Source organism: Pseudomonas shahriarae, assembly GCF_014268455.2.
GTDB classification, from domain to species: domain Bacteria; phylum Pseudomonadota; class Gammaproteobacteria; order Pseudomonadales; family Pseudomonadaceae; genus Aquipseudomonas; species Aquipseudomonas shahriarae.
Genome location: NZ_CP077085.1, coordinates 2,721,423 through 2,733,616, shown reverse-complemented (window position 1 = coordinate 2,733,616; position 12,194 = coordinate 2,721,423). Strand labels below are relative to the sequence as shown.

Genomic DNA, 12,194 nt, shown 5'->3' with positions numbered 1-12,194 from the left:
GCAGGGTTGCGAAAACGATCCGAAAAATTGCGGAAGCGATGACCAAATGGCAGACAATAAAAAACCCCGTAGACGTTAATCTACGGGGCTTTCAAGAATGGAGACCGAGGTCGGAATCGAACCGGCGTAGGCGGATTTGCAATCCGACCGGGAAACGTAAGCGGGCTGTGACCTGTAGAGATATTTACTTCCGAAACCAACACAAAAAATCCCCTCTGGAGACCGCGTAGAATGCGGTCTATCTTCTTTATTTGGGAACTGATTTGCCCCTCCCCTAGCGTCCTGCCGACCGAACACAACCCACCACCAAGCAACCCAACTGCTACGCTGTTCACTCCAAGGAGGAACACCGATGCCGAACTCAGACCTGCTCCCTTACCTGGTGCACCGTCGCCCAGATCGCCTGAAACAGAAGGAGGCGCAGACGGAGGATCACTGGACCCAGGTCGAAGAGCTTGGGTGAGCCTGACTGGCGGCCATGGTGCTGATCGGATTCATGAGACCACTACACACTCTTTCAGGCGTGGATGGCGTCACCCAGTACCTAACCGAGCCAGAGCAGAAACGATGCGGGCACCCCTTCCCTAAGCAGGACACTGAAGCAATACCGAGGGCATGGCAGCGTCCGCCACCTATCCGCGTACTTAAACCGGCACCTTCTACTGCATTGCAAACCTTCCTCGCCTGCTTATAATTAAGATCAATTCTTATCCGCATCTTGTAACTAGGAAGATCTAGGTGTCCTACCCTCAGTCGCCCGAATCCTCCCCCCAGGATGATATGCATGCGCTCTATCGCGACCACAGCCAATGGCTTCAGGGCTGGATTCGTCGGCGCCTAGGTGATGCAGATCGTGCCGCGGATATCACCCAGGACACGTTCTTGCGCCTGATCAGCAGCGCACTGCGCCAGCCATTGAGAGAGCCGCGCAGCTTCCTGGCCACGGTGGCCCGAAGGGTGATGATCGACCAATTGCGCCGACGCAACCTGGAGCAGGCCTACCTTGAGTTTCTGGGCAGCCAGCCGCTCCTCGAGGAGTGCTCCCCCGAACAGCGCCTACTGATGCTGGAAACCCTGATGCAACTGGATGCCATGCTCGACGGCCTGGGCCAGAAAGTGCGAGATACCTTCCTGTACGTACAGCTCGATGGCCTGAGCTACCCTGAGGTCGCGCAGCGCCTCGGGGTGTCCGTCAGCTCGGTGACCAAGTACATGGCCAAGGCGACAGAGCGGTGCCTGCTGTTCGCTTTCGATGCGCAACTATGAATCCTTCCGATCAACGCAAAGCCCTGCGCGAGGCGGCGCAATGGCATGCGCGCCTCCACGCGGCGCGTGACTGTGCGGATAACCGCAGGCAGTGGCAGGTCTGGCTCGATCAGTCGCCGTTGCACGGTTGGGCGTGGGAGCGCCTTGAGCGGTTGCAAGCAGATCTTGCCGGTGTTCCCGGTCCGCTGGCACGGCACACCCTTGTCGCAGGCCATGGGGAACTGGGGCGGCGTACGCTACTCAAGGGCCTGGTGCTGGGTCTTGGCGTTTCAGGGGCTGTCTGGACGGGTTATCGCCACTCGCCGGTTTGGTTGGCCGACGTGCGCACCGTCAAGGGCGAACGCCGCAGCCTGACCTTGGAGGACGGTACGCGGCTGACGCTCAATACAGATTCTGCCGTCGATATCCGCTACAGCGCAGACCAGCGGCTGATAGAACTGGTCGAGGGCGAGATTGCCGTTTACACCGCTAGCGACCCACGCCCGTTGCGCGTGCACACGGTGCATGGCCGAATGCGCGCCCTCGGTACCCGCTTCAACGTGCGCCTGCATGCAGACCGCACAGAGCTGATCGTCATCGAACACGCTGTCGCGGTGCACAACGCCGCAAGCGAACACGAAGTGCGGGTCGATGCTGGCATGGCCCTGACCTTCAACAGCGGGCCGCTATCCGAGCCCCGTGCGGCTGACCTTGCTAGCACTGAGTGGCGCGAAGGTCAGTTGGTGTTGGACGGCTGGCCGCTGCGCCGCGCTCTGGCCGAACTCCAGCGTTACCGCCCGGGCGTGTTGAGCTGTAGTGACGATGTGGCGCAGCTGCGTCTCGCCGGGGTGTACCCGTTGGATGACACCGACCGCGCACTGGTGGCAATCGCCGGGGCGCTAAAGCTGAAGGTCAATACCTGGACGCGCTATTGGGTCAGGCTCACCCCGGCCGATTAAACCAAACGAATGAAAAAAATTCTCAGTTGCATTGTCGGATTGGCCACTCTCGTACGAGCTCTTCTGAAAACCGCCCAAACAGGCATTTTAAGGAGCTGTCATGTCTAGAGCGACAATCTACCCACACGCGCGCCGAAAACACCTCACCCCCCTGCTGCTTGGCAGTGCCATAGCGCTGCAGGTCGGGATGCTGGCCCCGCTGCTGTCAACGGATGCCCAGGCCCACGCCGAACAGGTCAGCCGCGTTTACGACATTCCACCGGGGCCATTGGTAGCAACCTTGAACCGCTTCGCCCGCGAGGCCGGGGTGCTGCTGTCGTTTGATGCGACGCTGACCCAGGGACAACAGAGTCGCGGGCTAAAAGGTCGCTTCAGCACCGAGCAGGGGTTTGCCCAACTGCTGGCTGGTAGCGGGCTGGAAGCTCTGCTGGTGGGTAACAATTGGGTGCTTGCGCCTCAGGCGCAGGCCGGTTCAGCGCTGCAACTGGATGCAACCAGCATCACCGGCCAAAGCTTGAGCGTCACCACAGAAGGCAGTGGTTCCTACACCACCGGCGCAACTGCCGCCGCCACACGCCTGGACCTGAGCCTGCGCAAGACTCCACAGTCAATCAGCGTAGTGACACGCCAGCAGATGGACGACCAGAACCTGCAAAGTGTTTCCGATGTCCTGAAGCAAACCCCTGGCATCACCGTCAACCAGGAGAGCTCCGAGGCCTTCACTTTCTATTCGCGCGGTTTCAAGCTGGATAACTTCCAGTTCGATGGCGTGCCCAGCCTGTCCTCGGACGGCGGCTCATTGCGCGACAACTACAGTATCGGCAACAGCCTGATCTATGACCGAGTCGAAGTGCTCAAGGGTGCGACCGGCCTGGTCAACGGCTCCGGCAATCCTTCGGGGGTCATCAACCTGGTGCGCAAGCGCCCGACTGCCGAGGCGCAGGGCCATATCAGTGTCGGCGCAGGCTCCTGGGATAAATACCAGGCCGATTTTGACTTCGCCGGGCCGTTGACCGACAGCGGCAATATCCGTGGCCGCATGGTCGCGGGTACGCAGTCGCAGCGCAGTTATGTCGATTACCTGACCGGCGAACAAAATACCTTCTACGGTGTGCTGGAAGCCGACTTGAGCGAGAAAACCCTGCTCACACTCGGCCATGACGTACAGAAAAACTATGACAACGGCAGCACCACCGGTGCCCTGCCCGCGTTCTTTATGGATGGCCGCAGGGCCAAGTTCGATCGTGACACCAACGCTGCCGATCGCTGGACCTGGCGCAATCAGGAAACCCAGCGCACTTTCGTGGAGTTGGCCCACAGCTTCGACAACGACTGGGTCCTCAAGGGGGTCGCCAGCAGCCGCGACTACCGTTCGAGGGAGCTGATCTCGGGCATCAGCAGTGAGGCCATTCAGGCCGACGCAAGCATCTCCCACGGCTTCATCGCCGGCAACGTCGACCGCGCCAGCGGCTATGTGAACAACAGCGGCACCGCGAGCAAGTTCAACACTACCAGCAAGGAAAAAGGCCTGGACCTGTATGCCCGCGGCCCGTTTTCGCTGGGTGGTCGCATGCACGAAGCCGTATTCGGCTACAGCATCGCCCATACCGAATCCACGTCCAAGCGCCACGACGGGGTTACCAATGGCATCATCAACGATGTATTCCAATGGGATGGCTATGGCGATACACCGAGGGACTTCGAATGGTGGTCGACCTTCAATATCGAAGCACGGCAGAAAGTCGGGTTCGCGGCCACCATCCTTAAACCGACCGACGCGCTGGCAGTGATCCTGGGCGCCCGTATCGTCGACTACAAATGGGACATCGACACGATCAACGCCATCGGTCGCCGCCTTCCGGCCAGCGCCACCAACTCCAGCGAAATCGTGCCTTATGCCGGTATCACCTACGATCTGGACGCCTACCACACGGCCTACGCCAGCTACACCGACATCTTCAAACCGCAGGCCTACAGCCTCGGCCCGGACGGAAAACCTATCGACCCACTCTCCGGCGAAAGTTATGAGGTCGGCATCAAGGGCGCCTACTTCGACAACCGCCTAAATGCCAGCATGGCGCTGTTCGAGCTCAAGCAGGACAACTTCGCCGTACCCACCGGCGGTAGCACACCGAGCGGTAGCAGTGCCTATCGAGCAGAGAAAGGCGTCACTACTCGCGGCGTCGAGCTGGAGGTTAACGGCGAACTGATGAATGACCTGCAGGTGATGGCAGGCTACACCTTTGCCGAGTCCCATAACGCGGATGACCGGCGCGTGGCTACCAACCAGCCGCAGCACCTGCTCAAGATGGCAACCAACTACCGCTTGCAGGGCGATTGGCACAAATTCACCGTGGGCGGCAATGCCTACTGGCAGAGTTCGACGTTCTTTAAGCCAAGCGACGAGGATTGGTACGAGATCAAAGACCCCACCGCCAAATTCGAGCAGAAGTCTTACGCACTGGTGGGGCTGGTTGGCGGCTATGATGTCACCCGCGACCTGAAGGCGACTCTCAACGTCAACAATCTGTTCGACAAGCACTACTACAGTGGTATTGGCAATTACGGCACAGTGTTCTGGGGGGCGCCGCGCAACGTGATGTTCAATGTGAAATACAGCTTCTAGGCGGTTTCTCGGTAGTACGCTTACCCCCTGCGCCAAGGCGCCGGGGGTACGACGAGTACGTTCAGGCCTGGGCAAATTTAGCTCAAGCGCTTGAGGCCACGCCGAAAACACTTTTGAATCGCCCCTTATTTCATCGACGCGTTCAATTGTCTGACTTTTGCCAATTAGCCTGTTCTGAATGACGGAAGCGGGTCATAAGCCGCCTGACCCGATCGGCGGCTTTTGGCCGAATGCGGCCCCTCATGACAGACAGCAATCGGCCAGAAGCGTTCATCTAAGTTGCGCGCTATCCGGAATGACTTAGGCTTCGACGTTAAACCTGCTCAACAATGCGGCACCGTCAGTGACACCAAGAATCTGATCGATTGCAGCGATTTTAAAGCTTGCCTTGGCGATCTGAAAATCTGCGTTGTTGTATGCAGCCTCCGCCTCATTGTGGAGCGCATAGGCCATATGTGCCGCGACACGGACACTCATAGGAGCATCTACATCTCTGCCCAGGTAATCGGCAAGCAATGTCCTGATCTCAAGCAGTGCGAGCGCGAGTAGCTTGGTCTGGTCAGTCTGCATAAAGTGATCCCGGATTCTAAAAGCGAGAGTGCTAGCGGATTCGTGAGGTTACATAAACTCTTGGTCAGTCAAAAGCGGACGCTAATGAACGGGAATGCTTAACTATTAACCGATTAAAGACCTGATGCCCACAAATTCGTATCCTTAATGTAGAACTTGTCACTTTTCTCCTTTGCCCGTGTTGAGCTACTGGCACTCGGCTCAAGACTCGTGGATTACATACGACGAGGGACGGCCTGCGACACAGGTGGCGTAAAAAATTTATCATTTGTATCGCCCACTTCTAGTTAGGTGTTGAGACTATGCGCATCCAAGATCATAAATTGGCGTGGCGCTGGACCGATCCAGCGTATGCCGTGTTGCCAAATAAAGTCCTCGCGCAAATGCACTCAGTGACCTCCGATGAGGCGAAGGCGTTGTATAAGCGGGCGCAAGGGTTCATGGGTAATCACGGCCTGAGCACCGAGCTACGTCCTGAAATGGTCAGCGCCGAAGAGGCCGCATCGGAGGCCGGTTCCAATTGGCTGAAGCAACATCAGCCACATTTAGAGCAGCCAGTATCGCTTTCTTGGGATTCAGAGACCGCGCTGCGTACAACCTGGGGAGTGTTCATTTCATACTGGCCGGAGTTCTGCTATCCGGCTTCAGACGATCTGGTCGTGTTTCCAGAGTCAGAGGCGTGGATGCTCTTGTACCATCATGAGCGTGAGTTTCACTTTGGTAGACGAGCCGCCAAAGCCTAGCCAGTTGTTCCAACTGAGTACTCCGCCGCCGCTTTACTCCAACGCAGGATTCCACGCATGCATCACATGAAAAAGGCAATTGTTGTACTGGCAATCACGGGCCACATCGCAGGGTGCCAAACCTCCAGGCCGCCAAGCTCCTTTGAACAAACTCTGGCCAAAGTCCAATGCATACTTTTTGAGGGCGTAAAAAGCCCCACTGCAGAAGATGTTCAATACATTCGTAAAGCCAGCGATGACGGCAACGTGCGTTGTAAGATCGCGCTCGGCGGTTTGTACGAATCCGGCCGTGGTGGTCTGCCACAAGATTTTGGCAGGGCCAAATCGCTCTATGAATCCGTCGCTGCCGTAGATGGCGTCGGTAACGAGAGACTGGCGCGCATGGCCGAAGAGGGGCATGGGCAAGCACGCAACGACGTGGAAGCGCGACGGCTTTATCAGTTGGCGCTGACCAACAGCGACAGCGATAAAAGTAAACTCGCATTGGCCAGATTGATGGAGGAAGGCCGCGGTGGCCCGCAGGATTTGTTCGGGGCAATGATGTATTACGTGGAAGCCAGCCAACATTCCGGCGATGTTGCCTGGAAGGGCATTCAGCGGATCCGCTCTCAAGGGTTGGTGCTGACGGCTGCACAGACACAGCGCTACAACGACGTCTGGAGCGATACCAGCCGCAAGAGTCTAAACCGTACGACATTGGACATCGAGATTGCCTTGAACAAGCAATTCAAACGCGGCAGCGCCAGCAAACCGGTGACGCTGCAAGTGCAAGGCAAGCCGGGTTCAAATGTGCCGAAAATCGCATTGATAGAAAGCTCGGGCAACGCCGACGTAGACCAGGCCGTCGTCAAGGCATTCGGTAAATACCGCATTCCTGCCGAACCAACATTGCAAGCAGGCCAGGACTCCTGGTCTTCCGAGCGGTCCATCAAAGTCGGCTTGAATTGAAGCGCTAGCGCCGTTTGCCTAGACCGAAAAGGAGACGGATTTATTTGTTTCTTAAGTCCGCTGTCGCTTAAATGAACCCGCCTTCTTTTGCCTTTAGGTTGATGTCGCTCGCTTGTGCATGAAGCTGGAAAAGGCGTTCTGCGGGAAAGGGGCCGGGGTGGATGTTGACGCATAATGCCCGGCCGCTCCTTTTACTTCGCTGTAGAGACTTCTTTTGCGTAGGCCTGACAGGCTCGCCGCGCGATCAATCCTTGATCGCCGCTGTCGGTAATGGCGATAATTCGTTGAGCATGCGCTGGGGCAAGTTGGGCTCGACGGGCTGCATGAACCACGCCGACGCCGCCGGTGGTGGCAGGCACGTTGAAGCCACTGGCTGAATCCGTGGCCTCGAGAAGGACTGACAGCCGCACATCAGCAGTAGCAAGGCGGTCACGCAGGAGAGCCTGGCTGCGTTGAGCATCGGAAAGTTCTCGGGTGTGTTGTTGATCGGATGTGGCCAGCGTCTGCTCCAGGGCCATGCGCCTGCCCTGCTCGGCGCTCACCTGCTTGGCGGCGGCCGCGCTGACGGCAGCCAGCTCGCCCTGGCGCAGGCCGACCTGCTCGGACAGCCTCTTGCCCGTGCGCCATTCCTGCACCTGCCAGGCGGAGCCGGCGGCGCTGGCCATCAGCACCAGGATCAGCACCATCAGCCCGGCCAGCTTCTGCACGGGCGTCATCACGGCACATCCTTGAAAAAAACGTGATGCCCGAAGCGCAACGTCTGCTTGGCCTTCGCCGCCCAGGCCGGAGCCTTGGGCATCGTGGTTGCGTAGTAGTGCGTGGCCCCGCCGGTTGGATCCGGTATTGATCAGCTCCGCTTCGCTCGGGACGCCATGGACGAAAAGATCAAGGCTGCCGAGGCAACGCCAAAACGCGTGGTTTGGCGAGTCTGTCGTGGCGGCGTATGCGTGGGCAACTACCCAGAGGATCAGTACGAAAAAGCAGCCGACCACCTGCTGCGCATCTTCAAACCGAAATTCATGGAAGAGGCAGCGGGCTACGTGAAGAAGCCCTACGGCACCGAGACGTTCCGCCGCGAACTGCCAAGCATCGAGATCAATGCGAGTTACCCAGTTCGAATACGACACCGAGTGGCTCCCCTCCAAATCCTAAACCACCTTCTGCTGCCCAGCGCAGCAAGAACGGGGATGCGCGTGTCTCAACAAATGCTGCGTAACAGATGGGACGACGCCCGAGAAGCTGCTCGCTCCTTGGCCGCCAGTGAGGGACGAGTTGATGACGCGGAGAAGATCCAACAGTTTCAGTTCAAGGATATCCGACCGAAGGCGGCATCCGAAATTACTGATATCGCAGACGCCAACCTCCTGCTCGGGCACTCGGAGCAGGAGATCACCAAGCGCGTTTACCGGCGCATCGGTGCGGTCGCGCAGCCTTCAAAATGAGATAGTTTCGGAACTCCACCCTCTAAAGTTTCGGAACTCCAGCACTTTCCTACAGGCAATAAAAAACCCCGTAGACGTTAATCTACGGGGCTTTCAAGAGTGGAGGCCGAGGTCGGAATCGAACCGGCGTAGGCGGATTTGCAATCCGCTGCATAACCATTTTGCTACTCGGCCTCAAACGATCAATGCCCAAACCACTGACATTCACCGCATATAAACTTGAGTGGGCTATGTGAAGCTTGCCTCTACTCTATCTCATTGAAAACATTGAAGTTTTTTATGCCTCAGTGCGTTCGATGGCGGCAATTATGTACTGATTTGCCGGGACTGGCAAGCCCTTGATTTCAAAAAATATTCTTCCGTGGAGCAGAACAGGAGCGGTTGGCCCCTGCTCTGCCTGGGCTTAGTAGCCCAGGGACAGTCCGGTATTGCGCCGTGGGTCGTTGGCGCCGTAGAAGCGGTTGTTGCCCACGGGCTTGCCGTCCAGGGACGGGGCGCCGACGAGGATGGCGGCCAGGTGGTTGGCGTCTTGGGGGCCGGCGAATTTATGGCCCCAGCTTTCGAGGATTTTCTGGGTGTCGGGGCTCAGGGCGAAGGTTTCGAGGTTGGTGGTGTCGGGCATCCATTGTTGGTGGAAACGTGGGGCGTTGACGGCTTCCTGGATGTTCATCTTGTAGTCGATGACGTTGAGGATGGTCAGCAAGGTGGCGGTGATGATGCGGCTGCCGCCGGGTGTGCCGATGACCATCACGGCCTTGCCGTCCTTGGTCACGATGGTCGGGCTCATGGACGACAAGGGCGCCTTGCCCGGGGCGATGGCGTTGGCTTCGCCCTGGACCAGCCCGTACATATTGGGCACGCCGACTTTGACGGTGAAGTCGTCCATTTCGTCGTTGAGGATGACCCCAGTCTTGCTGGCCATGACGCCGGCGCCGAACCAGTCGTTGAGGGTGTAGGTCACCGACACCGCGTTGCCCCATTTGTCGACGATGGAGTAATGGGTGGTGTTGCTGCCCTCATGGGGCGCAACGCCGGGTTTGATAGCCATGGAGTCGCCGGCTTTTTGCGGGTCGATGGCGGCGCGCAGTTTGGCCGCGTAGTCCTTGTCCAACAGGTGTTCCACCGGGTTCTGCACGAAGTCCGGGTCGCCCAAGTAACTGTTGCGGTCGACGTAGGCGTGGCGCATGGCTTCGATCTGGTAATGGGTGCCCTGGGCCGAGCCGTAGCCCAGTTCGGCCATGGGGTAACCTTCGAGGATGTTCATGATCTGGCAGATCACCAGGCCGCCCGAGCTCGGTGGTGGTGCCGAGACCACGTGGTAGCCACGGTAGTCGCACTCGATGGGTGCCAGCTCGCGGGTCTGGTATTTGTCCAGGTCGGCCTGGGCGATGATGCCCTTGCCGGCCTGGCTGGAGTCGACGATGGCCTTGGCCACCCAGCCTTTGTAGAAGCCATCGGTGCCCTTGGCGGAAATTTCCCGCAGGGTCCGGGCCAGGTCTTTTTGCACCAGCTTCTGCCCGACCTGCAGCGGCTCGCCTTTATTGAGAAAGATGCCACGCAGGTCCTGGTCTTTTTTGAACTCTTCGGTGGCGCTGTGCAGCATGTCGATATCGCCCTGGTCGAGGGCAAAACCGTCTTCCGCGAGCTTGATCGCCGGTGCGATCACTTGGGCACGTTTGAGGGTGCCGTATTTGCTCAGGGCCAGTTCCATCCCGGAGACGGTGCCGGGCACGCCGACCGCCAGGTGGCCCTTGGCGCTGAGGCCGGGGACGACATTGCCGTCCTTGTCCAGGTACATGTCGGCAGTGGCCGCCAGCGGCGCTTTTTCACGGAAGTCGAGGAAGGTCTTGCGCCCGTCCGCCAGTTGCACGGTCATGAAACCACCGCCGCCGAGGTTGCCCGCAGCCGGGTAGACCACCGCCAGGGCGTACCCCACCGCCACTGCCGCGTCCACGGCGTTACCGCCAGCCTTCAGCACGTCCACACCCACATGGGTGGCCAGATGCTGGGCCGTCACCACCATGCCGTTTTCGCCGGCCACCGGGGCCTGGGAGGCGGCCTGCACGCCACTGAATGTCAGGACCAGGGCCGTCGCTATCAAGGTTCGGGTAAGGGGTTGGTAGTTCATCCGTGGATACTCTGTTTATTAGAAGCATTAAACGTAGCTTCTTTCGCACGGCAACCCCAGTCAGGTGGCGCGTTTCAGACAGAGCGTGTCGGTGACGGAATGCTATATTCGCCCCGCCCTCCTCATTGCCCTGAGACACACCGATGCCCACGGTCGCCGACCCGATTCACGCGCTGTACCACAAGATCACCTGGAAGCTGATCCCGTTCCTGTGCTTCTGCTACCTGGCTGCCTACCTGGACCGCATCAACATCGGTTTTGCCAAGTTGCAGATGCAAGACCAGCTGCAGTTCAGCGAAACCGCGTTCGGCCTGGGCGCCGGCCTGTTTTTTGTCGGCTATATCCTGTTTGAAGTACCCAGCAACCTGATCCTGGAGCGCGTCGGCGCGCGGATCTGGATTGCGCGCATCATGATCACCTGGGGCCTGCTGTCGGCTTGCACGTTGCTGGTCACCTCCACCACGCAGTTCTATGTGCTGCGGTTTTTGCTGGGCGTCGCCGAAGCCGGGTTCCTGCCGGGGGTGTTGTATTACCTGACCACCTGGTTCCCCACCCATCGCCGGGGCCGGGTGATTGCGCTGTTCATGATCGGCCTGCCGCTGTCCAGTGTGATTGGCGGGCCGTTGTCCGGCTGGATCATGGGCCACTTCGACCAGATCGGTGGCCTGCGCGGCTGGCAGTGGCTGTTCCTGCTTGAAGCCCTGCCCAGCGTGCTGTTGGGGGTATTGGCGTTCTGGGCGTTGCCCAATACCTATCACCAGGCCAAATGGTTGTCAGCCGCCGAAAAGACCCTGCTGCAACAGCAGTTGCAGGCCGATGACAGCCAGGCCAGTCAAAGCCCACGGCGTTTTCGCGAAGGGTTCTTCAACCTCAAGGTGTGGATGCTTGGCGGGATCGACTTTTCGATCCTGCTCAGTGCCTACGCCATGGGTTTCTGGATGCCGACCCTGATCCGCAACGCGGGGATCAGCGACACCTTCCATATCGGCCTGCTCACCGCCCTGCCCAGTGTGGCCGCGCTGGCCGGCATGCTGCTGATCGGCGCCAGCTCCGACAAACACCGCGAGCGCCGTTGGCACATTATCGTGCCGTTTGTGGTGGGCGCCGTGGCCATGGCCGGCAGCACGTTCTTCACCCATAACGTGGTCGCCACCGTGGCCCTGTTTGCCGTGGCCTCGGCAGCAATCCTCGGCGCCGTACCGGTGTTTTTCAGCCTGCCGGCGACCTTCCTCACCGGCACCGCGGCGGCCACCGGCTTTGCCCTGGCCTGCTCCCTGGCGAATATCGCCGGGCTGGTCAGTAACTCGTTGATGGGCCTGGCGATAGATATCACCGGCAGCAGCGCCGGGGCCATGTGGTTCTTTGCCGCCAGCTTGCTGCTCAGTTGTTTGTTGGTGATTGCGTTGCCGGCGAAATTGGTCAACCGCTAGGAGCGAGCACGAAGCTATACACCCCTGTGGGAGCGGGCTTGCTCGCGAAAGCAGTGGGTCAGTCAACATCAATGCTTGCTGGGCCGACGTCTTCGCGGCGATG

At 59.1% G+C, this 12,194-nt stretch carries 10 protein-coding genes, 1 tRNA gene and 1 pseudogene; 7 read left to right on the top strand and 5 right to left on the bottom strand.

Annotated elements, in window-relative coordinates:
• Nucleotides 1-780 precede the first annotated feature (780 nt).
• The 3 genes from HU773_RS12115 (at nucleotide 781) to HU773_RS12105 (ending at nucleotide 4,830) form a co-directional block, all read left to right on the top strand.
• Nucleotides 781-1,266: a sigma-70 family RNA polymerase sigma factor gene (locus HU773_RS12115; protein ID WP_057959804.1), complete on the top strand. Its 486-nt coding sequence runs from the start codon at nucleotides 781-783 to the stop codon at nucleotides 1,264-1,266.
• Nucleotides 1,263-2,204 carry a FecR domain-containing protein gene (locus HU773_RS12110; RefSeq protein ID WP_120732759.1) on the top strand — a complete coding sequence of 314 codons (942 nt, stop codon included), beginning with the start codon at nucleotides 1,263-1,265 and terminating at the stop codon, nucleotides 2,202-2,204. The genes HU773_RS12115 and HU773_RS12110 overlap by 4 nt, the downstream gene beginning before the upstream one ends.
• Before the next feature lie 100 nt (nucleotides 2,205-2,304).
• Nucleotides 2,305-4,830, top strand: coding sequence for a TonB-dependent siderophore receptor (locus HU773_RS12105; protein WP_057959806.1), 2,526 nt, complete (start codon nucleotides 2,305-2,307; stop codon nucleotides 4,828-4,830).
• A 300-nt stretch (nucleotides 4,831-5,130) separates the two neighbouring features.
• Here HU773_RS12105 and HU773_RS12100 read toward each other — a convergent pair whose 3' ends face one another.
• Complete coding sequence (locus tag HU773_RS12100) at nucleotides 5,131-5,400, bottom strand: hypothetical protein (RefSeq protein ID WP_115128046.1); 270 nt, start codon at nucleotides 5,398-5,400, stop codon at nucleotides 5,131-5,133.
• A gap of 302 nt (nucleotides 5,401-5,702) precedes the next feature.
• Between HU773_RS12100 and HU773_RS12095 the strand changes: the two genes are divergently transcribed.
• Nucleotides 5,703-6,143: a hypothetical protein gene (locus tag HU773_RS12095; protein ID WP_120732757.1), complete on the top strand. Its 441-nt coding sequence runs from the start codon at nucleotides 5,703-5,705 to the stop codon at nucleotides 6,141-6,143.
• 57 nt (nucleotides 6,144-6,200) lie between these two features.
• On the top strand, nucleotides 6,201-7,091 hold the full coding sequence (locus HU773_RS12090) for a tetratricopeptide repeat protein (protein WP_115128044.1): 891 nt from the start codon (nucleotides 6,201-6,203) through the stop codon (nucleotides 7,089-7,091).
• Between the two features lie 191 nt (nucleotides 7,092-7,282).
• Here the strand turns inward: HU773_RS12090 and HU773_RS12085 are convergent, their stop codons facing one another.
• Nucleotides 7,283-7,807, bottom strand: coding sequence for a lysis system spanin subunit (locus tag HU773_RS12085; RefSeq protein WP_128593611.1), 525 nt, complete (start codon nucleotides 7,805-7,807; stop codon nucleotides 7,283-7,285).
• Nucleotides 7,807-7,935 (bottom strand): annotated as a pseudogene (locus HU773_RS12080) (cell wall hydrolase); the annotation flags it as partial. The pseudogene HU773_RS12080 and the gene HU773_RS12085, both read right to left, overlap by 1 nt.
• Before the next feature lie 28 nt (nucleotides 7,936-7,963).
• On the opposite strand from HU773_RS12080, the gene HU773_RS27790 reads away from it, so the two are divergent.
• Nucleotides 7,964-8,533 (top strand): site-specific integrase, encoded by a 570-nt coding sequence (locus HU773_RS27790; protein WP_437181146.1) that lies wholly within the window; start codon nucleotides 7,964-7,966, stop codon nucleotides 8,531-8,533.
• Nucleotides 8,534-8,633: 100 nt separating this feature from the next.
• Here HU773_RS27790 and HU773_RS12065 read toward each other — a convergent pair.
• A tRNA-Cys gene (locus tag HU773_RS12065) sits at nucleotides 8,634-8,707 on the bottom strand.
• A 229-nt stretch (nucleotides 8,708-8,936) separates the two neighbouring features.
• Nucleotides 8,937-10,661: a gamma-glutamyltransferase gene (gene ggt, locus HU773_RS12060; RefSeq protein WP_057959811.1), complete on the bottom strand. Its 1,725-nt coding sequence runs from the start codon at nucleotides 10,659-10,661 to the stop codon at nucleotides 8,937-8,939.
• Nucleotides 10,662-10,804: 143 nt separating this feature from the next.
• On the opposite strand from ggt, the gene HU773_RS12055 reads away from it, so the two are divergent.
• The gene (locus HU773_RS12055; RefSeq protein WP_057439638.1) at nucleotides 10,805-12,091 is read left to right on the top strand and encodes an MFS transporter; all 1,287 of its coding nucleotides are present in this window, start codon (nucleotides 10,805-10,807) and stop codon (nucleotides 12,089-12,091) included.
• Nucleotides 12,092-12,194: the final 103 nt, after the last annotated feature.